Source organism: Streptomyces sp. NPDC032940 (assembly GCF_040636935.1).
GTDB lineage: Bacteria > Actinomycetota > Actinomycetes > Streptomycetales > Streptomycetaceae > Streptomyces.
The window spans coordinates 140,134-162,706 of sequence record NZ_JBEZVJ010000005.1; the positions used below are offsets into that span (position 1 = coordinate 140,134).

26 protein-coding genes are annotated in these 22,573 nt (G+C 74.2%); 6 read left to right on the forward strand and 20 right to left on the reverse strand.

All coding sequences use genetic code 11. The annotated features are described in order from the left end of the window. The 5 genes from AB0E77_RS09210 to AB0E77_RS09230 form a co-directional block, all read right to left on the reverse strand. Positions 1-1,065: an MBL fold metallo-hydrolase gene (locus tag AB0E77_RS09210; RefSeq protein WP_361567792.1), complete on the reverse strand. Its 1,065-nt coding sequence runs from the start codon at positions 1,063-1,065 to the stop codon at positions 1-3. Further along, entirely contained in the window at positions 1,062-2,351 is a 1,290-nt protein-coding gene (locus AB0E77_RS09215) for an aminotransferase class I/II-fold pyridoxal phosphate-dependent enzyme (RefSeq protein WP_361567795.1), read from the reverse strand. The genes AB0E77_RS09210 and AB0E77_RS09215 overlap by 4 nt, the downstream gene beginning before the upstream one ends. 136 nt (positions 2,352-2,487) lie before the next feature. Further along, on the reverse strand, positions 2,488-3,549 hold the full coding sequence (locus AB0E77_RS09220; protein WP_361567798.1) for a hypothetical protein: 1,062 nt from the start codon (positions 3,547-3,549) through the stop codon (positions 2,488-2,490). A 164-nt stretch (positions 3,550-3,713) separates the two neighbouring features. Further along, positions 3,714-4,508, reverse strand: a complete 795-nt coding sequence (locus AB0E77_RS09225) for an RNA polymerase sigma factor SigF (protein ID WP_361567801.1) — start codon at positions 4,506-4,508, stop codon at positions 3,714-3,716. A gap of 247 nt (positions 4,509-4,755) precedes the next feature. Continuing rightward, a complete protein-coding gene (locus AB0E77_RS09230; protein ID WP_361567803.1) occupies positions 4,756-4,908 on the reverse strand; it encodes a hypothetical protein in 153 nt (50 codons plus the stop codon). Between the two features lie 198 nt (positions 4,909-5,106). Here AB0E77_RS09230 and AB0E77_RS09235 point away from each other — a divergent pair, with 198 nt between their 5' ends. The 3 genes from AB0E77_RS09235 (at position 5,107) to AB0E77_RS09245 (ending at position 6,565) form a co-directional block, all read left to right on the forward strand. After that, positions 5,107-5,505: a DUF2795 domain-containing protein gene (locus tag AB0E77_RS09235; RefSeq protein WP_361567806.1), complete on the forward strand. Its 399-nt coding sequence runs from the start codon at positions 5,107-5,109 to the stop codon at positions 5,503-5,505. A gap of 21 nt (positions 5,506-5,526) precedes the next feature. Beyond that, positions 5,527-5,958, forward strand: coding sequence for a CBS domain-containing protein (locus tag AB0E77_RS09240; protein ID WP_361567809.1), 432 nt, complete (start codon positions 5,527-5,529; stop codon positions 5,956-5,958). A gap of 67 nt (positions 5,959-6,025) precedes the next feature. Beyond that, on the forward strand, positions 6,026-6,565 hold the full coding sequence (locus tag AB0E77_RS09245) for a type 1 glutamine amidotransferase domain-containing protein (protein WP_361567811.1): 540 nt from the start codon (positions 6,026-6,028) through the stop codon (positions 6,563-6,565). An 81-nt stretch (positions 6,566-6,646) separates the two neighbouring features. On the opposite strand, the gene AB0E77_RS09250 is transcribed toward AB0E77_RS09245, so the two are convergent. Next, positions 6,647-6,925 (reverse strand): DUF6158 family protein, encoded by a 279-nt coding sequence (locus AB0E77_RS09250; protein WP_361567813.1) that lies wholly within the window; start codon positions 6,923-6,925, stop codon positions 6,647-6,649. 60 nt (positions 6,926-6,985) lie between these two features. Here AB0E77_RS09250 and AB0E77_RS09255 point away from each other — a divergent pair, with 60 nt between their 5' ends. Beyond that, the gene (locus AB0E77_RS09255; RefSeq protein ID WP_361567815.1) at positions 6,986-8,104 is read left to right on the forward strand and encodes a Vms1/Ankzf1 family peptidyl-tRNA hydrolase; all 1,119 of its coding nucleotides are present in this window, start codon (positions 6,986-6,988) and stop codon (positions 8,102-8,104) included. Positions 8,105-8,152: 48 nt separating this feature from the next. On the opposite strand, the gene AB0E77_RS09260 is transcribed toward AB0E77_RS09255, so the two are convergent. Then, positions 8,153-9,805, reverse strand: a complete 1,653-nt coding sequence (locus tag AB0E77_RS09260; RefSeq protein ID WP_361567817.1) for an ATP-binding cassette domain-containing protein — start codon at positions 9,803-9,805, stop codon at positions 8,153-8,155. Positions 9,806-9,911: 106 nt separating this feature from the next. Between AB0E77_RS09260 and AB0E77_RS09265 the strand changes: the two genes are divergently transcribed. Both AB0E77_RS09265 and AB0E77_RS09270 read left to right on the forward strand, forming a co-directional pair. Further along, complete coding sequence (locus AB0E77_RS09265) at positions 9,912-11,408, forward strand: phosphatase PAP2 family protein (protein WP_361567819.1); 1,497 nt, start codon at positions 9,912-9,914, stop codon at positions 11,406-11,408. 134 nt (positions 11,409-11,542) lie between these two features. Next, positions 11,543-12,364: a methyltransferase domain-containing protein gene (locus tag AB0E77_RS09270; protein ID WP_361567822.1), complete on the forward strand. Its 822-nt coding sequence runs from the start codon at positions 11,543-11,545 to the stop codon at positions 12,362-12,364. A gap of 31 nt (positions 12,365-12,395) precedes the next feature. On the opposite strand, the gene AB0E77_RS09275 is transcribed toward AB0E77_RS09270, so the two are convergent. From AB0E77_RS09275 to AB0E77_RS09335, 13 genes are all read right to left on the reverse strand, one after another. Further along, positions 12,396-12,689 (reverse strand): gas vesicle protein K, encoded by a 294-nt coding sequence (locus tag AB0E77_RS09275; RefSeq protein WP_361567825.1) that lies wholly within the window; start codon positions 12,687-12,689, stop codon positions 12,396-12,398. A gap of 1 nt (position 12,690) precedes the next feature. After that, on the reverse strand, positions 12,691-12,873 hold the full coding sequence (locus AB0E77_RS09280; RefSeq protein ID WP_077799359.1) for a gas vesicle protein: 183 nt from the start codon (positions 12,871-12,873) through the stop codon (positions 12,691-12,693). Beyond that, a complete protein-coding gene (locus tag AB0E77_RS09285) occupies positions 12,870-13,634 on the reverse strand; it encodes a GvpL/GvpF family gas vesicle protein (RefSeq protein WP_361567828.1) in 765 nt (254 codons plus the stop codon). The genes AB0E77_RS09280 and AB0E77_RS09285 overlap by 4 nt, the downstream gene beginning before the upstream one ends. Further along, a complete protein-coding gene (locus tag AB0E77_RS09290) occupies positions 13,631-13,957 on the reverse strand; it encodes a gas vesicle protein (protein ID WP_361567830.1) in 327 nt (108 codons plus the stop codon). Before AB0E77_RS09290 ends, AB0E77_RS09285 begins: the two co-directional genes overlap by 4 nt. Then, a complete protein-coding gene (locus AB0E77_RS09295; RefSeq protein WP_361567832.1) occupies positions 13,954-15,114 on the reverse strand; it encodes an SRPBCC family protein in 1,161 nt (386 codons plus the stop codon). The genes AB0E77_RS09290 and AB0E77_RS09295 overlap by 4 nt, the downstream gene beginning before the upstream one ends. After that, positions 15,111-15,755, reverse strand: a complete 645-nt coding sequence (locus AB0E77_RS09300; RefSeq protein WP_361567835.1) for a DNA primase — start codon at positions 15,753-15,755, stop codon at positions 15,111-15,113. Before AB0E77_RS09300 ends, AB0E77_RS09295 begins: the two co-directional genes overlap by 4 nt. Continuing rightward, the gene (locus tag AB0E77_RS09305; protein ID WP_361567838.1) at positions 15,752-16,015 is read right to left on the reverse strand and encodes a gas vesicle protein GvpG; all 264 of its coding nucleotides are present in this window, start codon (positions 16,013-16,015) and stop codon (positions 15,752-15,754) included. Before AB0E77_RS09305 ends, AB0E77_RS09300 begins: the two co-directional genes overlap by 4 nt. Positions 16,016-16,020: 5 nt before the next feature. Continuing rightward, positions 16,021-16,794, reverse strand: a complete 774-nt coding sequence (locus AB0E77_RS09310) for a GvpL/GvpF family gas vesicle protein (RefSeq protein WP_361567841.1) — start codon at positions 16,792-16,794, stop codon at positions 16,021-16,023. Then, the gene (locus AB0E77_RS09315) at positions 16,791-17,228 is read right to left on the reverse strand and encodes a gas vesicle structural protein GvpA (RefSeq protein ID WP_361567843.1); all 438 of its coding nucleotides are present in this window, start codon (positions 17,226-17,228) and stop codon (positions 16,791-16,793) included. The genes AB0E77_RS09310 and AB0E77_RS09315 overlap by 4 nt, the downstream gene beginning before the upstream one ends. A gap of 48 nt (positions 17,229-17,276) precedes the next feature. Next, the gene (locus AB0E77_RS09320; protein ID WP_361567845.1) at positions 17,277-17,705 is read right to left on the reverse strand and encodes a gas vesicle protein; all 429 of its coding nucleotides are present in this window, start codon (positions 17,703-17,705) and stop codon (positions 17,277-17,279) included. Between the two features lie 112 nt (positions 17,706-17,817). Further along, a complete protein-coding gene (gene ligD, locus AB0E77_RS09325; RefSeq protein WP_361567849.1) occupies positions 17,818-18,762 on the reverse strand; it encodes a non-homologous end-joining DNA ligase in 945 nt (314 codons plus the stop codon). Beyond that, entirely contained in the window at positions 18,759-20,606 is a 1,848-nt protein-coding gene (locus tag AB0E77_RS09330) for a transketolase (protein WP_361567851.1), read from the reverse strand. Before AB0E77_RS09330 ends, ligD begins: the two co-directional genes overlap by 4 nt. After that, entirely contained in the window at positions 20,603-22,543 is a 1,941-nt protein-coding gene (locus tag AB0E77_RS09335) for an FAD-dependent oxidoreductase (protein WP_361567854.1), read from the reverse strand. Before AB0E77_RS09335 ends, AB0E77_RS09330 begins: the two co-directional genes overlap by 4 nt. Between the last annotated feature and the right edge of the window lie 30 nt (positions 22,544-22,573).

Sequence of the window (22,573 nt, forward strand, 5' to 3'; positions counted from 1 at the left end):
TCACTCGTCGTCCAGCACGCGGGAGCCGCCGACCGGCAGGTCCCACAGGTCCTCCCGGGGCAGGCCCGCCCGCTGCCAGGCGGCGCGGACGCGGACGAGCGGTTCCCGTACCGGTTCGGCCGACAGCACGAAGGTGCCCCAGTGCATCGGTGCCATCCGCCGGGCCCCGACGTCCTGTGCGGCGCGGACCGCCTCCTCCGGGTCGCAGTGCACGTCGCTGAGCCACCAGCGCGGGTCGTAGGCGCCGATGGGGAGCAGCGCGAGATCGATGCCGGGGTAGCGGCGGCCGATGCGGGAGAACCAGTGGCCGTAACCGGTGTCGCCGGCGAAGTAGACGCGCCGGCCGTCGCCGTCGGTGAGGACCCAGCCGCCCCACAGGGTGCGGCAGGTGTCGGTGAGGGTGCGCTTGGACCAGTGGTGGGCCGGTACGAAGTCGAAGCGGACCCCGCCCAGCCGGGCGCCCTCCCACCAGTCCAGCTCGGTGACGCGGGTGAAGCGGCGCCGGTGGAACCAGCGGCCGAGCCCGGCCGGCACGAAGACCGGGGTGTCGCGCGGGAGCCGGCGCAGGGTCGGGGCGTCCAGGTGGTCGTAGTGGTTGTGGCTGATGACGACCGCGTCGACCGGCGGCAGGTCGTTCCAGGCGACGCCGACGGGGGTGATGCGGGCCGGGGTGCCGAGGATGCGGCGGGACCAGACCGGGTCGGTGAGCACGGTGAGCCCGCCGATGCTCACCACCCAGCTGGCGTGTCCCGCCCAGGCGACGGCGACGGTGCGGGCGTCCACGCGGGGAAGCGGGGCGGGGGCGTAGGGCAGTCTGCCGATGTCGGCGAGGCCCTCGGGGCCGGGTCTGACCGCGCCCTCGCGGGCGAACCTGGCGAAGGCCCTCAGGCCGGGCAGCGGTGCGGTCAGCCGGTCGTGGAAGGTGCGCGGCCACACCCGGCGTTCGGCCAGCGGCCGGGGCTCGGCGAGCGGCGGGAAGGGGGCGGCTGTGTCCCGCTCGGCGCCGGCGTCCTGGTCCTGGACGGAGGTGCGGGTGCTCGTGGCCGACCGGGGCTGCTGCGTCATCGGAGGGGCTCCCATCGCTGAGCGTCGCGGAGATCGCCGAAGACCGTCTTCAGGGCGGTCAGCGCGCCGTGCACGTGCGGCAGTTCCAACGGGTCCGGGGAGGTGAGGCATTCCGCGCGCCGCTCGTCGGTGTCCCCCAGCAGGGGGCCGGTGGACAGCCGGACGCGCAGGGCGAGGAGGTCGTCGCCGAAACGGTGGCCGCCGGGGGCGGGCATGCCGAGCCGGGCGGTGAGGACGTCCTCCAGTTCCTGGGCGTCGCCGACGCCTTGGGCGGCGAGCGCTTCACGCAGCGGGCCGAGGTCGGCGTACAGGTGCCGGCCGGCCTGCGGGGGCCGGGCGGTGGCGCCCTCGGCGACGACGGCGGCGTGCACGGCGGCGGCCACGCGCGCGTGCAGGCGTACGGCGGCCGACCGGCGGGCGGTGACCGGCTCGGGTTCGGCGAGCGCGTACCCGGCCGCGGCGGACAGGGGTGCGGCGACGCGGGCACCCAGGGCGGTGAGGACGTCGAGCACACGCGCGTGCAGGCCGTCGCCGGCGGCGGATGCGGGGAAGCGCGCGACCGCGGCCGGCCAGCCCGGCGGCAGCAGCGCGCCGGCCAGGTCGGTGACGACGGTGACCTGCTCGTGCAGCATCTCGGCGGGGCTGAGCAGCACGGTGGCGTGCGGGTCGTGCAGGGTGTCGCGCCAGGTCTCGTCGCTGACCAGGTGCAGTCCCTCGCCGACGGCGGCCTCGGCGGTCTCGTGCAGCAGCTCGGGCGGCGCGACGGTGCCGGTGGGGTCGTCGGCGACGGACAGCACGAGGAGCCGCGGGTCGCCGCCCTCGGCGCGGATGCGGCGCACGGTCTCCAGGAGGGCGTACGGGTCGGGGACGCCGCCGGACTCGGCGGGGGTGGGGACGTGGAAGACGGGCCGGCCCAGCAGCCGGGCGTACGGCGCCCACCAGGCGGCGCAGGGGCGCGGCACCAGGACGTCGCCGCCGAGCGCGGCGGTCAGTGCGAGCAGCAGAGCGTTGGCTCCGGGGGCGGCGGCCACGTGGTCCGGGCCGGTGGGCAGCCCGCGCCGGTCCCAGTACCCGCAGGCGGCGTCGAGCAGCGCCGGGGCGCCGCCGACGGCTTCCTCATGGCCACGCCCCGCGGCGGCGGCGAGCACGGCCGACAACTCGCCCAGCACCGGCAGCCCGTCCCCGGGCAGATCCGGCCCGCGCCGGACGGCACCGTGCCCTTCGGGGAGGTGGGCGCCGGGGTGTGGTGCACCGGTGGCTTCGTCCTCGGGGTCCGTTCGCCGCATGGGTGCCTCCGCGCAGTCCGTGGTGGCGGGTCCTGTCGCCGCCGGGCCCTGGTCCTCTTCCTCGCTCCCGCCCCGGTCGTGCACCAAGTACCCACCGGGCCGCCCGGCCATGGCTCCGGCCCGCTGTCCGCCGCGATCAGTGGTCCCGGGTCTCCCCGCGCAGCCGCAGCCGCAGCCGGTACGCGGCCCCGCCGAACGCCCCCGCGATCAGGACGCCGCCGGCGGCCAGGGCGGGCGCGGAGTCGGTGAACGTCCCGCCCGTGCCGGCCTGCACGCCGTGTTCCGCCTTCCCACCGCCGCAGGACGCCCCCCATGCGGTGGGCTCGGGGCACGGCGGCTTGGTCGTGCAGGGCAGGCCGTGCGTGCCGGAGTGGCCGGAGGGAGAGGTCTTGCCGGAGGGGGCGGGCCGGCTGGGGAGGGCGGGCCGTTCGCCGGGGGCCGACTCGTCGTACGGGACGAGCTCCTCGTCGGGGACGACGGGCTCCTCGCCGGGGACGACGGGCTCCTCGTCGGGGACGGCAGGCGCCTCGTCGGGTGCGGCGGGCGCCTCGTCCGGCACCCCCTCCTCGCCCGGTGCGGCGGGCTCGGCGTACGGCACGGGCTCGTCACCGGGGACGACGGGCTCCTCACGCGGCACGGCGGGGTAGTCGCGCGGGGAGGCGGACGGGCGGCAGGACGCATCGGGGGCCGGGGTGCCCCAGGACCGTCCGGGAGCGGCCGTGTCGCTCGCCCCGGACACCGTCATCGCCGTGCTCCACGGCGCGGCCGAGCCACCGGACGCCCCCGGGCAGGTGCCGTCGACGGCCCACGGGAAGGCGGGCCCCGCCGCGTCCGGGGCGGTCTCCGGGCTCGCGGCGGAAGCTATGCGCGCGGTGCCGCGGTAGGCCGCGCCGGGGGTCTCGCCGGCGGCCTCGCCCGGCGTCTTCACGAGGGCGACGGTGCCGCCCTCGAAGGCCTCCGAGACCGCGTCGAGGGCGTCGGGCGCCTGCTCGCCGGCCGGGTCGCAGCTGACCGGGACGGTGACGGTGTCGCCCGGACCGGCCACCTGCGACCCGGTCGGACCGACCTCGGCGGCGGGTTCGCCGGCCCCCGCCGGCCGTGGGGTACCGCCCGGGTCCGCCACGCCCGACCCGGCGAAGACGCCCAGGGCGGCACCGGCCAGTACGGCGGCGGACAGGACACGGGGGGTGCGGCGCATGGGTTCGGGCTCCTTCGAGCGACGGCTGCGGGGGCACGGCACTCGCGCCCTCGGCCATCACAGCCCGCCCGGCCCGGCGGCGCGCGCCGCCCTGCGCCGTTCGCGGGACCGGGACGCCCGTGTGGGTGAGGGAGGGGTTTCGCAGCGCCGGCCGCGCCGCCGGTTCAGGCCGCCGGGTCCCGCAGCACCTGTTCCCGCACCCGGTCGCAGCACCGGCTGATCAGCCGGGAGACGTGCATCTGGGAGATGCCGAGCTGCTCGGCGATGCGGCTCTGGGTCATGTCGTCGAAGAACCGCATGTAGAGGATGGCCCGCTCCCGCTCGGGCAGCGCGGCCAGCCGTTCCCGGACGGCCTCGCGGTCGACGACGGTGTCCAGCGCCGGGTCGGGGGCGCCGAGGCCGTCGACGAGCGAGTAGCCGTCGTCACTGCCGGGGACCTCGGCGTCCAGGGACAGCGCCGTGAAGCTCTCCAGGGCCTCCATTCCCTCCCGGACGTCGTCCTCGCTCAGGTCGGCGTGCTCCGCGATCTCGGCGACGGTGGGCCTGCGGCCGGGGGTCGTCCGGGCCAGGTCCTGGCCGGCGAAGCGGACCCGGTTGCGGAGTTCCTGGACCCGGCGCGGCACGTGCAGGGTCCACATGTGGTCGCGGAAGTGGCGCTTGATCTCTCCGGTGACGGTGGGCACGGCGTAGCTCTCGAACGCGCTCCCCCTCGCCGGGTCGTACCGGTCGACGGCCTTGACGAGGCCGAGGGCCGCGACCTGGCGCAGGTCCTCGTAGCTCTCGCCGCGGCTGCGGAAGCGTCCCGCGAGCCGTTCGGCCATGGGCAGCCACGCCTCGACGATCCGGTCCCGGAGTGCTTCGCGTTCCGGGCCTTCGGGGAGGCCGGCGAGGCGGCGGAAGGCGTCGGCGGTGTCGGGGGCGTCGTCGTGCGGGTGCCTGGTTCCGGTGTGGATCGGCATGGTGCGTCGCAACTCCCTCGGAGTGCGGGGTCCTGTCGCGGCACGAGGCACGGGACGGGCGCCGGCGGTGCGACGCGACACGGCCCTGGGTTCGGGCGGTCACCGCGGGAGGGCGTCCGGGAGCCGGACGGACGCATCCGTGGCGGCGTCGCGCCGCTCCCACGGACGTGCCTCCTGTCCGAAGCACTGGAACTGCGCCTGCCCCCGCGCGTCCGCGTCAAACCCCTGGGGCGGCACGCGGTTCCCGTCACGGCGTCCGCGGCAGCTCCGCCGTGGCGGCCGGTTCGGGATCGGCGGACGGCGGTGGGGTGCCCGGCAGCATCAGATCCTCGTACCTGCCCATGGCCAGCACCACGCCGAGCATGAGGACCGGGATGAACACAGCGAGCAGCACCGCCATGGTCCGTCCTTCCCGAGAAGGGGGGCGTGGGGGGTGGTGGCGCCGGACGGGTTCCCCCCGTGCGGCGGGCAAACCCACGGTGCGTGCGGCCGTACGCAGGGTGTCCGCGCAATCGGGCCGGACCCGTCCGGGTGAATCCGTGTCGGCCGTCGGTGGCCGGGTACGCGGTCCGCACCCCCTGATGATGTGGAGGGAGACATGCAGCGAGGCAGTGACCGGATGAGCGTCCACCGCGACGACGAGATGAAGCACGAACTGCAGGGTCTGCTCAGGTCCGGGCATCCCACCCGCAGCGAGGAGTGGAACGACCCGGAGCCGATCGCCGAGGACGATCCGGACGTCATGTACGGGCCGGTGACCCCGGGCCGCGGGCCCACGTACCTGGAGGCGCTCCGGCTGGAGCTGGCCCGGAACCTGACCCGGGGCAGCTTCCCCGCGAGTCCCCGGGAACTGGGCCGTGCCCTGCGCCGCGGCAACGCGCCCGACGCGCTCGTCGAAGGGCTGGAACGGCTGCCCGGCAAGGCGCGCTACGACAATGTCCAGGAGCTGGCCGTCGCCCTGACCGAGAGCGGCGGTACGGGACCGCGGGGCGCGTAGGCGCCGGAAGGGCGGACCGTGATGGCCGAGTACGTGAGGGACGTGATGACCGCGGGTGTGGTCGCCGTCCGACCCGACTCCTCCCTCGTCGAGGCGGCGCAGCTGATGCGCATCCAGAACATCGGTGATGTGGTGGTCGCGGACGGCCAGGACGTCGTGGGCGTGCTGACCGACCGGGACATCACGGTGCGGGCCGTGGCGGACGGCATCGACCCCCTGTCGGTGAGCGTCCGCACGGTCTGCACCCCCGATCCGCTGACGGTCTCCCCCGGTGATCCGGTTTCGGACGCGGTGACGCTGATGCGTGAGCACGCGGTGCGCCGGCTGCCGGTCGTGGAGGACGGGCTGCCGGTGGGGATGGTGAGCCTCGGCGATCTGGCCGAGGCCCGGGACCCCGCCTCCGCGCTGGCCGGCATCAGCCGCGCGGCACCGGACGGCCGGGACGGCACCTGACAGCGCCGAACGACACGTGCGCCGGGCGGTGGCACCCGCCGGCGCGCCGGAAAGGAACCCGAACCACATGCGCATCGCATTTCTGACCGCACCCGAAGGCGTGGAGCAGGTCGAGCTGACCGAGCCGTGGCAGGCGGCGAAGGACGCGGGCCACGAGCCCGTGCTGGTCTCCACGCAGGCCGGGAAGATCCAGGGCTTCAACCACCTCGACAAGGCGGACACCTTCCCCGTGGACGAGGTGGTCGGCGAGACGTCGGCCGACTCGTTCGGCGGGCTGGTCCTGCCGGGCGGCGTGGCCAATCCGGACTTCCTGCGCACGGACGCCGGGGCCGTGGCGTTCGTGAAGGACTTCTTCGACCAGGGCCGGCCGGTGGCCGCGATCTGCCACGCCCCGTGGACGCTCGTCGAGGCGGACGTCGTACGGGGGCGCGTGCTGACCTCCTGGCCGAGTCTGCGGACCGATCTGGAGAACGCGGGGGCCACGTGGGTGGACGAGCAGGTCAAGGTCTGCGACCACGGTGACAGCACGCTGGTCACCAGCCGCAAGCCGGACGACCTGGAGGCGTTCTGCGAGACCTTCCTGGCGGAGTTCGCCAAGGCCGGCTGAGCCCCCGGCGCGATCCGGCCGGACGCGCGTCACGGACGCGTGGTCCGGCCGGACCCCTGTCCTGACGCCGGACGCGCCGACTCAGGCGCCCGGAGCGGCGTCCTCCCCTGAGGTCCGTTCCCGGGCGCCCTCGCGGGTGCGGCCCGCGGCGACCGCGCGGCGGGGGTTGCGGCGCAGCCACTCGCCCTCGAGCTGCGCCATGCGCCCGTTGTGGGCCCGCAGCGCGTCGTTCGACCCGTAGAGCAGGGTGTCGTGGCGCGTGCGGTGGATGTTCTCCAGCTCCTTCATGAGCTGCTGGTCGTCCAGACGGCCCGGGTCCACCCCGGTCGTGGTGCCGTCCCGCGTGTCGTGTTCGTTCATGCGGTCCGGGTACCCGCCCCGGAAGCACTACCACCCCCGAGCGGCATCCGGGAGGGAGCCATGGAACTCGCCTTTCTGCACCCACTCTACGAAGATCCGGGGCCCTGGGCCTCCGTCTACGTCGACCTCTCCCGGCACACGGAGGACACCCCCCACGAACGGGAGCTGACGGCCGCCGCGGTGGCCCGGGAGCTGGCCGCGCAGGGCGCGGACGACGCGACGTGCCGGGCCGTGCGGGAGGCCGTGGACGGGCTGCGCCACTCCACCGACCCGCACGGGCGGGCCCTGTTCGCCCGGGGCGGGGAGGTGGTCCTGGACCCGCCGCTGGCGCGGGCCCCGCAGGGCGGCACCGAGGCCCGCTGGGCGCCGTTGCCGCACGTGGCGCCGCTGCTGGAGCTGGCGGGCGAGGACCCGGTGTGCGTCGTGGCGTACATCGACCGCAAGGGTGCCGACTTCGAGCTGCGCAGCGCGCTGGGCAGCAAGGACGCGGGCTCGGTGACCGGCAGGCAGTGGCCGGTGCACCGCACGAGCACCGTCGACTGGTCGGAGCGCCACTTCCAGCTGCGGGTGGAGAACACCTGGGAGCACAACGCGGCGGAGATCGCGGACGCGCTCGCCGTGTGCCAGGAGGAGACCCGCGCCGACCTGCTGATCCTCGTTGGTGACGACCGTGAGCGGCGGGCCGTGCACGAGCGGCTGCCGAAGCGGCTGCAGGGCCGGATCGTGGAGGCCGCGCACGGTGCGGGCAGCCGGCTGCTGGACGCCGACGTGGAGCGGCTGCGCGACGAGCACGTGCGCGCGCGGGCGCGGGACGACCTGGACCGGTTCCTGGCCGCCCGCGCACCCGACGACGAGGGCCGGGCCGCCGCGGCGGAGGGTGTGCCGGCGCTGGTCGAGGCCGCCCGCGAGCACCGCATCGACGAGCTGCTGATCATCCCGGACGGGCCGGACACCCACCGCGAGGTGTGGATCGGCGAGGACCCCGACCAGCTGGCGATGCGCCGTACGGAGCTGAAGACGCTCGGCGAGCAGAACTCGTGGTCGGCCCGCGCGGACGACGCGCTGCTGCGCTCGGCGGTGATGACCGGTGCCCCGGCGATCTCGGTGACGCCGGCGCTGCCGCAGGAGGAGGCGGACGCGCCGGTGGGCGGCCTCGGCGCCCTGCTGCGCTGGCGCTGAGCCCGGCCGCCCCGGGCCCGCCCCCTCCCGGGGACCTCCGGTGGCCCGCTAGCGGGCCCGCTCCACCCGCCGTTCGTCCCAGACCGGCTCCGGCGTCTCGCGGACGCGGCCGTCGCCGCCGAAGACGAGGTAGCGGTCGAAGGAGCGGGCGAACCAGCGGTCGTGGGTGACCGCGAGGACCGTGCCCTCGAAGCCCTCCAGGCCCTCCTGGAGGGCTTCGGCCGACTCCAGGTCGAGGTTGTCGGTGGGCTCGTCGAGCAGCAGCGCGGTGACGCCCTCCAGTTCCAGCAGGAGGATCTGGAAGCGGGCCTGCTGGCCGCCGGAGAGCCGCTCGAAGGTCTGCTCGGCCTGCTGGGTCAGCTCGTAGCGGCGCAGCCGGGACATGGCGGCACCGCGGTCCTGGGAGTGCTCTCTCCACAGGATGTCCAGCAGGGTGCGTCCCACCAGCTCGGGGTGGGCGTGGGTCTGGGCGAAGTGCCCCGGCACGACGCGCGCGCCGAGCTTCCAGTTCCCGGTGTGCGCCACGTCCTCGCCCGCGAGCAGCCGCAGGAAGTGGGACTTGCCGGAGCCGTTGGAGCCGAGGACGGCGACCCGTTCGCCGTAGAAGACCTCCAGGTCGAACGGCTTCATCAGGCCGGTGAGCTCGAGGCCCTCGCAGGTGACGGCGCGCACGCCGGTGCGGCCGCCCTTGAGGCGCATCCTGATGTCCTGCTCGCGGGGCGGCTCGGGCGGCGGTCCGGCCTCCTCGAACTTGCGCAGCCGGGTCTGGGCCGCCGCGTAGCGGGAGGCCATCTCGTGGCTGACGGCGGCGGCCTGACGCAGGGTCAGGACGAGCTTCTTGAGCTGGGCGTGTTTCTCGTTCCAGCGGCGGCGCAGCTCCTCGAAGCGGGCGAAACGCTCGCGGCGGGCCTCGTGGAAGGTGGCGAAGCCGCCGCCGTGCACCCAGGCGTCGGCGCCGGCGGGTCCCGGTTCGAGGGAGATGATCTTCTGGGCGGCGCGGGCGAGGAGTTCGCGGTCGTGGGAGACGAAGAGGACCGTCTTGCGGGTCTCCTTCAGGCGCTCCTCGAGCCAGCGCTTGCCGGGCACGTCGAGGTAGTTGTCCGGCTCGTCGAGCAGCAGCACCTCGTCGGTGCCGCGCAGCAGGGCCTCCAGGACGAGGCGTTTCTGCTCACCGCCGGAGAGCGTGCGCACCTGCCGCCACTGGGCTTTGTCGTAGGGGACGCCGAGCGCGGCCGTGGTGCAGATGTCCCACAGCGTCTCGGCCTCGTAGCCCTGGACCTCGGCCCAGTCGGCGAGGGCCTGCGCGTAGCGCATCTGGGCGGCCTCGTCGTCTGGGGGCACCTCCCAGGCCGTTGAGGCACTGGGGGACGTCATGATGGCGTGCTCGGCGGCGTCGACGGCGCGCGCGGCCTCGCGGATGCGGGGCGGCGCGACGGACACCAGCAGGTCCCGGACGGTCGTCTCGTCGCGCACGGAGCCCACGAACTGCCGCATCACCCCGAGGCCGCCGCCGACGGTGACGCTCCCGCCGTGCGGCTTGAGCTCGCCGGACAGCAGGCGCAGCAGGGTGGTCTTGCCCGCCCCGTTGGGTCCGACGAGGGCCACGACGGCGCCCTCCCCGACCCGGAAGGAGGCGTCGCCGAGCAGCGCCCTCCCGTCGGGGAGGTAGTACTCCAGGTGCGCGGCTTCGAGATGACCCATGGGCCGGATTCTGCGGCGCCGGACGTCATCGGGGCAAATGCTTTGTCCCGCGCCGCGTGGGACACGCCACCCGCAGGAAACCCTCTTCGCCGGGTAGGCGGGAGGGATGAGCCCCGATGTAGACCTCACCGCCCCGACGCCCGGCCCGCATCCGGTCCGCGACGGACTGCTGCGGCTGGACCAGCGCGTGTTCGAGGGGGTCGCCGCCCGGCACTGGCCCGGCGCCGACCCCCTGCTGCCCCGGCTCAGCCGCGGCGCCAACCACGGCGTGCTGTGGTTCGCGGCGGCCGCCGCACTGGCCGCGGCCCGCACCCCGCGGTCCCGGCGCGCCGCCGTCCGGGGCCTCGCCTCGCTGGGTCTGGCCTCCTTGACGATCAACACCCTCGGCAAGCGCTCGGTCCGCCGCCCCCGGCCCGTCCTCGACCCGGTGCCGCTGGTCCGGCAGCTGAAGCGGCAGCCGATCACCACGTCCTTCCCGTCGGGGCACGCCGCGTCGGCCGCCGCGTTCGCGACCGGTGTCGCGCTGGAGTCGCCGGCGTGGGGCGCCGCGGTGGCGCCGGTGGCGGCCGCGGTGGCCCTCTCCCGGGTCTACACGGGGGTGCACTTCCCGAGCGACGTGCTCGCCGGTGCGGCGCTGGGGGCGGGCGCCGCGTTCGCCGTACGGGGCATGGTGCCCACGCGCGCCCAGCTCATACCGCCGGCCAGGCCGCGCGCCGAGGTCCCGGCGCTGCCTGAGGGCGAGGGCCTGGTGATGGTGGCCAACATCGCCTCGGGCACCGCGGACCGGGTGCGCGCGCTGTGCGACGCCCTGCCCGCGGCCGAGGTCGTCGAGTGCGAGCCGGGGGACGTCACCGCCGAACTGGAGAAGGCGGCGGTCCGCGCCCGGGTGCTCGGCGTCTGCGGCGGTGACGGCACCGTGAACGCCGCGGCCGAGATCGCACTGCGCCACGGCGTGCCGCTGGCGGTGCTGCCGGGCGGCACGCTCAACCACTTCGCCTACGACCTCGGGGTGGAGGACGCCAAGGATCTGTCCCGGGCGCTGGAGGGCGGTGAGGGCGTGCGCGTGGACGTCGGCCGGTTCACCTCCGGCGGGCAGCGCGGCATCTTCCTGAACACCTTCAGCCTCGGCGTGTACCCGGAGCTGGTGCGCGAGCGGGAGCACTGGTCGCCCCGGATCGGCGGCTGGCCGGCCGGGGTGCTCGCGGCGGTCCGGGTGCTGCGCGCCGACCGGCATCCGCTGGAGGCCGAGGTGCGGGGGCGCAGGCGCCCGCTGTGGATGCTGTTCGCGGGCAACGGCACGTACCACCGGATGGGTCTGGCCCCCGGACGCCGGCTGGACCTGGCGGACGGGCAGCTGGACATCCGGGTCGTGCACGGTGGCCGCCGGCCGGCCCTGCGGCTGCTCTCCGCGGCCCTCGCCGGGCCGCTGACCCGCTCCCCCGCGCATGCCGCGGTGCAGGTCAGCCGGCTCCGGCTGGCCGGTGTCGCGCCGGGCACGCTGCTGGCGTACGACGGCGAGATCACCGAGACGCAGGGCGACCTGACGCTGGAGAAGCTGCCCGAGGCGCTCACCGTCTACCGGCCGCTGAGCGGTACCTGCTGACGCCCCGTCAGTCCATATAGAGAAACGCTGGTCTCACCATTCGGTGCGCGGGCGTACGGTGATCCTGCCGCCGGGGCGGGGTCGCCGTACCCCGCGCACCGGTGCGTCGTGCCGTCGCGAAGAGGGGATCCGCCATGTCCGGACAGCGAGAGACCGCCGTGTACACGCACGGACACCACGAGTCCGTGCTGCGCTCGCACACCTGGCGCACCGCCGCCAACTCGGCCGGGTACCTGCTCGGCTCGCTGAAGCCGCACATGAAGATCCTGGACATCGGCTGCGGCCCCGGCACCATCACCGCGGACCTGGCGGAACGGGTGCCCGACGGGCACGTGACCGGCGTGGACCGGGCGCCGGAGATCGTGGCGCGGGCCCGCGCCACCGCCGCCGAACGGGGCCTGTCCAACGCGGACTTCGCGGTCGCGGACGTGCACGCCCTGGACTACCCGGACGACACGTTCTGCGTGGTCCACGCCCACCAGGTGCTCCAGCACGTGGGCGACCCGGTGCAGGCCCTGCGCGAGATGAGGCGGGTGACCAGGCCGAACGGGTTCGTGGCCGTGCGCGACTCGGACTACGCCGCCATGACGTGGTATCCCGCCTCCCCGGGCATGGACGACTGGCTGGACCTGTACCGCCGGGTGGCCCGCGCCAACGGCGGTGAGCCGGACGCCGGACGCCGGCTGAAGGCCTGGGCGATGGAGGCCGGGTTCACGGACATCACGGCGACCTCGGCCACCTGGACCTTCTCGACGCCCGAGGAGCGGGAGTGGTGGAGCGGTCTGTGGGCGGACCGCACCGTGGCCTCGGGCTATGCCGAGCTGGCCGTGCAGGGCGGCCACGCGACGGCGGACGTTCTGCGGGCCGTGTCGGATGCCTGGCGGGAGTGGGGCCGGCGGCCGGAGGGGTGGTTCAGCGTCCTGCATGGGGAGATCCTGTGCCGCAAGGAGTCGTGACGAGAGCCTGAGGCCGCCGCCCCGGGAGGGCTCACTCCCGGGGCAGCAGCGGTCCCAGCGGGCCGAGGTCCAGATTCAGGTCCTCGGGCCGCAGTCCGTAGCGGTCGCGCAGCTCGGTCATGCGGTCGTCGAGCAGCATCAGGGTGAGCCCGATCCGCTCCTCCTGCTCCTCGCTCAGGTCGCCCTCGTCGACGCGGCGCAGCGCCTGGCGCTCCATGAGCTGGCGGAGCAGCTCCACGACGGTCAGCACCAGTTTGACCAGGTCGCGCTCGACCGTGTCGGGGTCCAGGTCGAGGTGCCTGCGGCGGTCGGGTTCTTCGCTCACGTCAGTCCCCGAACGGTGAGGGCACGTTGCGGTTGACCGAGCTGATCAACGCGTTGAGGTCGATGCGGACCAGGTCGACGTCCGCGATGCGCAGCGTGATGTCGCCGGTGATGACGACCCCGCCGGCGAGCAGCCGGTCGAGCAGGTCCACGAGGGCGATCTCACGGCGTTCGACGACGGTCACGACTCCTCCCCGGCGAAGGAGTAGGCGGCCCACGGGCCGGTGAGTTCCACGCGCATCCCGGGGGTGTCGTCCTTGGTGCGGTCCACCATCTCCACGAACTCCTCGGAGACGTCCCGCGGCACCAGGTAGGCGGCGTTGAGGACGTTGCGTCCGGCGGCGCCGGAGAGCGTGGGGTTCTGGGGCGCGTGCAGCCGGGCGTCCTCGGCCCGGGAGGACAGGTTCGCGTGCAGTCGCGTCGCGAACTCCTCGGCCCTGGACCACTGGTCCTCGTGCGCCCGCGCCCGCATGCGCCGCCGGCGCAGGTAGTCACGGCCGGTGGCAGGCTTGGCCTCGGGCTCCGCCGGGCGCTCCGGCTGCCCGGGCTCCGTCTCGACGTACACCTTCACGCCCCACTCCACCCGGCCCTCCAGCCGGTCGAGGGTGTGCCGGAAGTCGTCCTCCCGTTCCTCCATCATCACGCGCACGCCGCTGTCGTCCCGGAAGACGGTGGCCAGCCGCAGCGGCAGCGGCGTGGTGACGACGGTGAGCGCGTCGACGACCTGCTGGTGGGCGCGGGCGGTCCCGGCGAGCCACTCCAGGTTCTCCAGACGGGCCCGCAGCGCCTCCTCCGAGAAGTCGGCCTCGGGGACGTGGCTGACCACGGCGGCCAGCCCGTGGTGGACCAGCAGCCTGGGCGGGTCGCCCGCCACCCCCGTCAGCTGGGACTGGAGGGGCACGTCGAAGGGCCGGCAGACGGCGTAGACGTACCGCAGTGCCGTCATCGTTCCTCCCTCGGTACGCGGCCGGACTCCAGCTCTCTCAGGCGTTCCCGCAGTTCCGCGTTCTCCCTGGTCAGTTCGTCGCGCCGGGCGCGCGAGGAGAGCGCGGGGTCGCTCTCCCACCAGTCGATGCCCATCTCCTTGGCCTTGTCGACGGAGGCGACGACGAGCCGCAGCTTGATCGTGAGCAGCTCGATGTCGAGCAGGTTGATCTTGATGTCGCCCGCGATGACGACGCCCTTGTCGAGCACCCGCTCCAGGATGTCGGCGAGATTGGCGCTCTGTCCCTGGCCGTAGGGATCGGGCAGCCGGCTGGGAGTGGTCATCGACGGCTCCCTCGGCCGGCGTACTCGTCCTCGTCCTCGTACTCACCCCGGGACGCGTACTCGTCCTCGGCGTCCGCCTCGTCGTCCGCGGCGTCGTCCTCGTCGTACTCGTCCTCCGGTTCCTCCTCCTCTTCCTCTTCCTCGTCCGTGTCCTCGTAGTCGTCCTCGTCCTCGGCGTACGGGGCGTCCTCGTCGTCCTCGTAGGCGTCCTCCGCCTCGTCGGGCTCCCCGCCCTCGTGGTCCTCCTCGCCCCCGTGGTCCTCCTCGCTCTCCCGCTCTTCCTCCGCGACCGCGTCCTCGTGGCTGCGGACGACCTCGCCGTCGCGGATCTCACCGCGCCAGCCGTCCTCGGCCTCGCCCTTGAAGGTGATGTGACGGACGTAGTTCTTGAGGTCGAGCCGGGCGCGGCGGCCCTGGGCGCGCCAGATGTTGCCGGTCTTCTCGAACAGCCCGCTGGGGTAGTACTCGATGACCAGGACGACACGGGTGAGGCTGTCGGCGAGCCGGTGGAAGCTGACGACGCCCTTGGTGGTGCCCTTGGCGCCCTCCGACGTCCAGGAGATCCGGTCGTCGGGCACCTGCTCGGTCGTCGTCGCCTTCCAGCTGCGGTTGGACCAGAAGACCTTCAGCTGCCAGTCGGAGGTCGTGTCGTCGGCGCGGTTCGCGCTCTTGACGCCCTTGGCGAAGGTGCTGAAGTCCTGGTACTGGGTCCACTGGTCGTAGGCGGTGCGCAGCGGCACGCCCACGTCGACGTACTCGATGATGACGGTCGGCTTCTGGCCGCCGCCGCCCTTCTTCTTGCCCTTGCCGCCGCCGAGGTTCTTGAAGGCGCCGACCACGTTGTCCTTCACCTTGCCGGCGCCGACCTCGAACGCGGCCCGCATCGGGCTCTTGCCCTCGGCGAGCTTGCGTCCGCCGTCGAGGGCGAGCTTGGCGAAGCCGGGACTGTTGCCCTCGGCGATGTCGTTCAGCTTGCCGGTGGTCTCGCCGAGCTTGGTCCCGACGCCGGTCAGCAGCCGGGTGACCTGGGCGGCGAGGTAGTCCTGCACCTCCGCCTTCAGGCGGTCGGCCGCCTCGCTCTGCGCCACGTCGGCGAGCGGGTTCTTCCTGGCGGCCTTGCCTGCCGTGGAGGCCGCGGATCCGATGCTGTCGGTCATCGCTCACCACCGCCCTTCGACTGCCGGGATGCGGTTCCGCGGGCGGCGGCCGTCTTCTTGCCGGCCGCCTTCTTGGCGGGCTGGGCCCGCTTGGCGGCGGCCTTCCGCGCGGGCGCCTTCGCGGCGGCCTTCTTCGCCGGACGTTTGGCGGGTGCCTTCTTCGCCGGGCGCTCGCGGCGCCGCTCCTGGCGCGGCTCCTCGTCCCGCTCGTCCCGCGGCTCCTCGTCCTCGTGCCGCGAGTCCTCCGCGCCCTCTGCCGCCTCCGAGTCCTCCGAGCCCTCGGATTCGCGGGAGTCGTCGGAGTCCGTGTCCACCGCCGGGGCCGCGCCGGAGAGCTGGTCGCGCACCTGCGCGGTGCGCCCGTGGAGGCGGTCGGCGAGCGCGTCGATATGCCGCTCGACCAGAGCGCCCGAGGCGGCCTTGCCGACCCCTTGCAGGTCCGTGCGCAGCTGGTCCCCTATCTCCTTGAACTGCGGGTTGTTCTGCAGCTGGGTGGAGACGAGTTCCGCGATGCCCTTCGGCGTCAGGTTCAGCTTCTTGCCGGCCACCATGGTGCCCACGGCGACCGCCATCTTCAGTTTCTTCGTGCGTCCGAGCAGATAGCCGGCCCCTACGGCGAGGCCCAGTCCCATTCGATTCATGGTGCCGTCCCGTTGCCCAATCCCGCGCTGTGGCGCGTAGCGATCTCCAGCCGGTCCAGGAGCGCGTCCTCCTCCTGGTCGAACTCCTCCTCGGTGATCTCCCCGGCGTCCAACCGCTCTTCCAGACGGGCGAGTTCGGCCCGGATCGTGGAGGGGTCGTAGTAGATGCGCTCGGCCTCGCCGAGCACCTGTCTGATGGCCCAGCCACCGGCGCGCGCCGGGGCGAGCGGCAGCAGGAGGATCTCCGAGAAGAGTCCCACGGTCGTCACCCCGCTCCGGCGTCCGCACCACCGGCCGCGGTGCCCGCGGGCTCCGCGGGGCCGGGCTCCACGAAGCTGTACGGCGGCAGCGGCCCGTTCACCCGCACCTCCAGGTGCGGCATCTCCTCGCGGGCCCTCTCCACGGCGGCCATGAACTCCTCGGCCGTCTCCCGCTTCACCAGGAACGACACGTTGGCGAGCCAGCCGGTGGACTCGGGGCCCACGCTGACGGCGTCGGCGGCCGGTTCCAGGGCACGCTCCAGCGCGGTGCCGTCCTCGGCCTCCTTGCCCTTGACGGCGGAGGCGACCATCTCGCCGAGCCGGATCTTGTCCTCGTAGCTCCCGCCGCCCGACTTCCGGTTGGACTCCGCGAGGGCGCGGATCTCCGGATTCTCGGCCATCACGTGATGCAGGACGGCTTCCTCGACGTGGTTGGCCTTGATGTTGTACTCGACCCGGTCGTCCAGGGCCCGCAGGCGCTCCCGGTAGTGCTCGGCGCGCTCCGCGAGGACGCCGGTGACCGCGCTGTCGTCCGGTGCGACGCTGCCGAAGCGCATGGGCAGCACGCAGCCCTCCCCGCCCGCCTCGCTGAGCACGTTCTGGTGGGCGAGCAGTTCCCGGCGCTTGGGGCGCAGGTCCTCGGGGGCGTCGCTGACGATCGCCGCCAGGTCGCCCTCGCGGAGGACCCTCACCTCGCCCGGCGGGTTGCCGACCCCCGTCAGCCCTTCCGGGAGCGAGGGGTGGGATGCGGCGGTGATGCCGTAGACGTACGTGCTCACTCCTGCTCCTCCTTACGGCGCGAGGGCGCGGCCTTGCGGCTGCGCGGACGCGAGGCGGTCTCCCGCTCGGAGCCGCTGTCGTCACGGGCCTGCTTGAACGCGTCCGAGATGGTTTCGGCGGCGCCGGACAGCGCCCCCTTGGACTTGCCGCGGGCGCCGGACTCGGTCATCTCCCCGACCAGGTCGGGCAGGCCCGGGTCCTTGCGCGGCCCGGCCTCGAGATCGAGCCGGTTGCACGCCTCGGCGAAGCGCAGATAGGTGTCGACACTGGCGACGACGACGCGGACGTCGATCTTGAGGATCTCGATGCCGACCAGGGAAACGCGCACGAACGCGTCGATGACGAGCCCCCTGTCCAGTACGAGTTCGAGAACGTCGTATAGGCCGCTGCTGCCTCCTCCGCCGCCGGTCTGCTGTGCCGGTACGACAGTCATGTGGGATGTCCTCCATCCGATCCGTGAATGTGTGTCCGTCCGCGCGGTTCAGCGTCCTCCGCCTCGCGCGTCGGCCCGTCCGCGCTCGTAGCGCCGGACCCGCCGATAGCCGGTGAGCTGCCCCTCGGGGTCGAGTTCCACCTGGTAGCTGCCCATCAGGCTCATCGTGTCGGGGACCCGCTCGAGTTCGAGGACCTCGACCTCCAGCGACCAGCCCTCCTCCGTCTGCTCGAAGGACGACACGGTCTCCGCGGTCATCCCGGTGAGCTCCGCGAGCTGGGCGCGTGCCTCGCGCAGGATCTCCATCGGCCGGGGCCGGCTCGTCTTCGAGGGGGACGGCTGCTGCGCTTCCTGTGACTCTTGTGCTTCTTGTGGTTCTTGCGGTTCGGGTGAGTTCTGAGTCTTTCGAGATCTCTGTGATGTACGTGAACTCTGTTGTGGGCTCTGCGATGCGGACTTATGGTTCGTGTTCGACATGGCCACCTCCCCCTCCGTGTGGCCGCAAGCGTGTTCGCCAAACCTCCACGGGCCCATGCATGTGTCACACGTCCGCGCAACCGGAGCGGACGGCGGCCGGTCGGGCCGGAGATCAGCCGCGCAGGGCGTCCAGCCGCCGCCGGGCGGGGCCCAGCGCCCGCGCGCGGCGCGTGAGCCCCGCCCAGGGCCGGGTGCGTGCCTGGTCGACGGCGTCCGCTACGGTCCAGCGCCGGGCGTGCAGTGAGGGGTCGTCCAGCTGGTCCCAGGACAGCGGGGTCGCCACGGGTGCGCCGGGCAGGGCCCGCACGGAGTAGGGCGCCACCGCCGTCTGGGCGTAGGCGTTGCGCTGGACGTCGAGGTAGAGCCGGTCACCGCGGTCCTTCTTGCGGGCGGCGGTGGTGAGCCGGTCCGGGTGCGCCGCGGCCAGGGTGTCGGCGACGTCCCGGGCGAACTCCCGTACCTCGTCGAAGTCCTGATGCCCCTTCAGGGGAACGAGCACGTGCAGGCCGCGCGAGCCGGTGGTCATGAGGGCCGAGGGGAGGCTGATCTCGTCGAGCAGTCCGCCCAGCAGGACGGCGGCCTCGCGGACGCGGGGGAAGTCGTCTCCGGCCGGGTCGAGGTCGAAGACCAGCAGGTCCGGCCGGTCCACCCGCCCGGCCCGTGACAGCCACCGGTGCAGGGTGAGGGCCGCCTGGTCGGCGAGGTAGAGGAGGGAGGCTGTGTCGTCGCAGACGGTGTGGCGGACGGTGCCGCCCTCCTTGGCCACCTCGATGCGGGAGATCCAGTCCGGATAGTGGTCCGGCGTGTTCTTCTGCATGAACCGCGGGCCGTCCACGCCGTCCGGGTGCCGCTCCAGCATGAGCGGGCGGCCCCGCAGGTGCGGCAGCATGAACGGCGCGACGGCCCGGTAGTGGTCGACGAGGTCGGCCTTGGTGTACTCCTCGGCGCCGCCGCTCCCGTCCCGTCCGTTCCCGGCGGGGAACAGCACCTTGTCGGGCCGGTGCACCTCCACGGTGTGCCGGCCGGCCCGGACGGTCCGTACGGCGTCGGGACTCACGCGACGACCGCCTCCCCCACCAGCAGCCGGCCGGCCGCCGCGATGGAGTCGGCGTCGATGCCGGCGGCGTGCAGCTGCTCCTCCGGCGACGCCGAGCCGGGCATCGTGCGCACGGCGAGCCGCACCAGGCGCGGTACGGGCCGTCCGTCGGTGAAGGCGTCGAGGATCGCGTCGCCGATGCCGCCCTCCTCCCGGTGATCCTCCACGGACAGCAGGCAGCCCGTCTCCTCGGCGGCCCGCCGCAGCGTGTCGCGGTCCACGGGCTTGACCGAGTACAGGTCGACGACCCGGACGGCGATGCCCTCGGCGGCGAGAGCGTCGGCCGCGGCCAGCGCCTCGTGCACGGTGTCGCCCGCCGCGACGACGGTCAGCCGGTCCCGGTCCGAGGAGCGCAGCACCTTGCTGCCGCCCACGGGGAACTCCTCGTCCGGCCCGTAGATCACCTTGGTCTCGCCGCGGGAGGTGCGCAGGTAGCGGATGCCCTCCAGGCCGGCCATCTCGGCGACGAGGCGGGCGGTCTGGTTGGCGTCGCACGGGCAGAGCACGGTGGAGCCGTGCACGGCCCGCATCATGGCGAGGTCCTCGAGACCCATCTGGCTGGGCCCGTCCTGGCCGATGGCGACGCCCGAGTGGGAGCCGACGAGATTGAGTCCGGAGCCGCTGATCGCCGCCATGCGGACGAAGTCGTAGGCGCGGGTCAGGAAGGCCGCGAACGTCGTGGCGTACGGCACCCAGCCGCGCGCCGCCATGCCGACCGCGGCGGCGACCATCTGCTGCTCGGCGATGTAGCACTCGAAGTAGCGCTCGGGGTGCTGCTCGGCGAAGAACTCGGCGCGGGTGGAGTCGCCGACCTCGCCGTCGAGGGCGACGACGTCGCCGCGGGCGGTGCCGAGCGCGGCCAGCGCCTCGCCGAAGGCGTTGCGGGTGGCCAGCTCGTCGCCGGTCTCGTACCGGGGCAGTTCGAGCTGTCCGGAGCCGGCGAGGTGCAGGGCGCGCGCGGACGGCGGCTCGTGCACCTGGACGGTGAGGTCGCGCGGGCCGCCGAGTTCGGCGATCGCCTCGTCGGCGTCCGGCAGCGGCTTGCCGTGCTTGCCCTCGCGGTCCTCGACGGCCTTGACGCCCTTGCCCTTGAGGGTGCGGGCGATGATCGCGGTGGGCTGGCCCCGGGTGGAAAGGGCCTCGCCGTAGGCGCGGTCGACGGCGTCGACGTCGTGGCCGTCGATCTCGACGGTGTGCCAGTCGAAGGCCCGGAAGCGGCGGGCGTAGGCGTCGAGGTCGTGGCCGTGCCGGGTGGGTCCGCGCTGGCCGAGCCGGTTGACGTCCACGATCACGACGAGGTTGTCGAGGCGTTCGTGCCCGGCGTGCTCGGCGGCCTCCCACACCGAGCCCTCGGCCATCTCGCTGTCGCCGCACAGCACCCACACCCGGTAGTCGGCGTGGTCCAGCCGCTTGCCGCACAGGGCGATGCCGACGCCGACGGGCAGGCCCTGGCCGAGCGAGCCGGTGGCCGTCTCGACCCACGGCAGGCGCTGCGGCGTGGGGTGGCCCTCCAGGCGGCTGCCCAGCTTGCGGAAGGTGAGCAGCTCCTCGTCGTCGATGGCGCCGGCCGCCTTGAAGGCGGAGTACAGCAGGGGCGAGGCGTGTCCCTTGGAGAGGACGAAGCGGTCGTTGCCGGGGTGGGCGGGGCGCTGGAAGTCGTAGCGGAGGTGGTTGGCGAGCAGTACGGCCATCAGGTCCGCGGCGGACATCGAGGACGTCGGGTGCCCGGAGCCCGCGGCGGCGGAGGCACGCACGCTGTCCACGCGCAACTGCTGTGCGAGTTCGACCAGTTCACCGGTGTTCATGAGTCTCCTTCGAAGGGTCCGTCGGTACGCCGGACGGGGCCGGGGGCGACGCCGGGGCCGGGCGGCGGCTGGTCGGCGGGCGGTTCGGGTCCCGGGTCGGCGGGGCCGCGGGCGGAACGGCTCGGGACGGACGCACCGGCGGCGGGACGGGGCCTGGCCCGGGCACCCGAAGGTCCCGGCTTGGCGCGGGCGCCCGACGTGCCCGGCTCGGCCCGGACGCCGGACGGTCCCGGCTTCGCCCGGCCTCCGCCCGCGCCGGGCTTGCCCCGGGCGCCCTTGGGGCCGGGCTTGGGCGGCGGACCGGGTTCGGGCCGCGTGGGCTCGGGCCGCGCGGGCTCGGGACGGCTCGTGGCGGGGCCGTCGCCGGCCTGGTTCTTCGCCGGCTCACCGCCGGGCTGGTTCTTCGCCGGCTCACCGCCGGGCCGGGCCTTCGCCGGCTCACCGCCAGACCGGTTCCCCGCAGGCTCACCGCCGGGACGACTCTTCGCCGGCTCGCCGCCGGGCTGGTCCTTGGCCGGCTCGCCGCCGGGCCGGTTCCTGGCGGGATCGGGGTCGGGGGCGGCCGGTCGGGCCTGCGTCTCGCGGCGTCCCGGGCCGGCCGTCGTGTCCTCCTGCTGCCGGGGTGCCACGCCCGCCGGGACGCGGGCCAGTTCGGGGGAGGCCGATTCCAACGGGACCGCCCAGGAGCGTACGAGGCCCAGCTGCACGGCCTGCCGGGGCAGCACCGCGTCCAGCAGCCAGTCCGCCGCGACCCGCACCCGGTTGCCCGGCATCGCCGCGAGGTGGTAGCCGCGGGTCACCGCGCCCGCCGCCGGGCCGGACAGCGGGACGCCGAACGGGTTGGCCGCGGCCTTTGCGCCGCCCAGGTCCACGACGAAGCCCAGGTCACGATGGCGGTAGGGCCGCCGCTCGCCGCCGAGGCCGAGGGACGCGGCGACGTTCTCGGCGCAGACCTTGCCGTGCCGCCAGGCGTGCTGCGCGGTCATCGGCGTGTACTCGCCGGGCCTGTCGAGGTCCGGCACCGCCGCCACGTCGCCGCACGCGAACAGTTCGGGGCGCCCCGGCACCTGGAGGTGGGTGTCGACCAGCAGCCGCCCGCGTTCCATGGGCAGCTCCAGGGACTCCACGAGCGGGTCGGGCCGTACGCCCACGCACCACACCAGCGTGCGGGTGTCGACGGTCGTGCCGTCGGTCAGCACGACCCCGTCGTGCGTGGCCTCCCGCACGGAGGTGCCCATCCGCACGTCGACGCCCCGCTGCCGCAGCACCCGCTCGGCGGTGCGGGAGAGCCGTTCGTCCATCTCGGGCAGGACCCGCGGCGCCACGTCCAGCAGCATCCAGCGCGGCCGCATGCCGGTGCGCATCGGGTGCTTGCGGACCTGCGCGTCGGTGTACATCTGGCCGTGCGCGGCGACCTCGGTGCCCGTGTATCCGGCGCCGACCACGACGAAGGTGCAGCGGGCGGCGCACTCCGCGCGGTCTCGGGCCGCGGCGGCCAGCTCCACCTGCCGGGTCACGTGGTCGCGCAGGTAGAGCGCCTCCGGCAGCCCGCGGAAGCCGTGGGCGTGCTCGGCGACGCCGGGGATCGGCAGCAGCTTGTTGACGCTGCCCGCGGCGAGCACCAGCCGGTCGAAGGGCAGCGTGCCCTCCTCGCCCTCAGGGCCGGTGTAGCGCACGGTGTGCCCGTCGAGGTCGATGCCGTGGGCCTCACCGAGGACCAGGCGCACGTGCGGCAGCGTGCCCGACAGGGACACGGTGACCCGGCGCGGCTCCAGGACACCGGCGGCGACCTGGGGCAGGAGGGGCAGGTAGAGGAAGTAGTCGGTCGGGTTGAGCAGGGTGATGTCGGCCTGGCGCCGGGTGAGCCGGGACAGGGTGCGGGCCGTCCGGTACCCGGCGAAGCCTGCACCGACGATCACGATGCGGGGTCGGCTCACGGTTCGCCTCCGGGCTGTCGCGTACCTCGT

Bases quoted from the DNA above. Each gene is read 5' to 3' on its own strand.
- AB0E77_RS09210 (WP_361567792.1), bottom strand. From the start codon at position 1,065: ATGACGCAGCAGCCCCGGTCGGCCACGAGCACCCGCACCTCCGTCCAG.
- AB0E77_RS09215 (WP_361567795.1), bottom strand. From the start codon at position 2,351: ATGCGGCGAACGGACCCCGAGGACGAAGCCACCGGTGCACCACACCCC.
- AB0E77_RS09220 (WP_361567798.1), bottom strand. From the start codon at position 3,549: ATGCGCCGCACCCCCCGTGTCCTGTCCGCCGCCGTACTGGCCGGTGCC.
- AB0E77_RS09225 (WP_361567801.1), bottom strand. From the start codon at position 4,508: ATGCCGATCCACACCGGAACCAGGCACCCGCACGACGACGCCCCCGAC.
- AB0E77_RS09230 (WP_361567803.1), bottom strand. From the start codon at position 4,908: ATGGCGGTGCTGCTCGCTGTGTTCATCCCGGTCCTCATGCTCGGCGTG.
- AB0E77_RS09235 (WP_361567806.1), top strand. From the start codon at position 5,107: ATGCAGCGAGGCAGTGACCGGATGAGCGTCCACCGCGACGACGAGATG.
- AB0E77_RS09240 (WP_361567809.1), top strand. From the start codon at position 5,527: ATGGCCGAGTACGTGAGGGACGTGATGACCGCGGGTGTGGTCGCCGTC.
- AB0E77_RS09245 (WP_361567811.1), top strand. From the start codon at position 6,026: ATGCGCATCGCATTTCTGACCGCACCCGAAGGCGTGGAGCAGGTCGAG.
- AB0E77_RS09250 (WP_361567813.1), bottom strand. From the start codon at position 6,925: ATGAACGAACACGACACGCGGGACGGCACCACGACCGGGGTGGACCCG.
- AB0E77_RS09255 (WP_361567815.1), top strand. From the start codon at position 6,986: ATGGAACTCGCCTTTCTGCACCCACTCTACGAAGATCCGGGGCCCTGG.
- AB0E77_RS09260 (WP_361567817.1), bottom strand. From the start codon at position 9,805: ATGGGTCATCTCGAAGCCGCGCACCTGGAGTACTACCTCCCCGACGGG.
- AB0E77_RS09265 (WP_361567819.1), top strand. From the start codon at position 9,912: ATGAGCCCCGATGTAGACCTCACCGCCCCGACGCCCGGCCCGCATCCG.
- AB0E77_RS09270 (WP_361567822.1), top strand. From the start codon at position 11,543: ATGTCCGGACAGCGAGAGACCGCCGTGTACACGCACGGACACCACGAG.
- AB0E77_RS09285 (WP_361567828.1), bottom strand. From the start codon at position 13,634: ATGACGGCACTGCGGTACGTCTACGCCGTCTGCCGGCCCTTCGACGTG.
- AB0E77_RS09290 (WP_361567830.1), bottom strand. From the start codon at position 13,957: ATGACCACTCCCAGCCGGCTGCCCGATCCCTACGGCCAGGGACAGAGC.
- AB0E77_RS09295 (WP_361567832.1), bottom strand. From the start codon at position 15,114: ATGACCGACAGCATCGGATCCGCGGCCTCCACGGCAGGCAAGGCCGCC.
- AB0E77_RS09300 (WP_361567835.1), bottom strand. From the start codon at position 15,755: ATGAATCGAATGGGACTGGGCCTCGCCGTAGGGGCCGGCTATCTGCTC.
- AB0E77_RS09315 (WP_361567843.1), bottom strand. From the start codon at position 17,228: ATGACTGTCGTACCGGCACAGCAGACCGGCGGCGGAGGAGGCAGCAGC.
- AB0E77_RS09320 (WP_361567845.1), bottom strand. From the start codon at position 17,705: ATGTCGAACACGAACCATAAGTCCGCATCGCAGAGCCCACAACAGAGT.
- AB0E77_RS09330 (WP_361567851.1), bottom strand. From the start codon at position 20,606: ATGAACACCGGTGAACTGGTCGAACTCGCACAGCAGTTGCGCGTGGAC.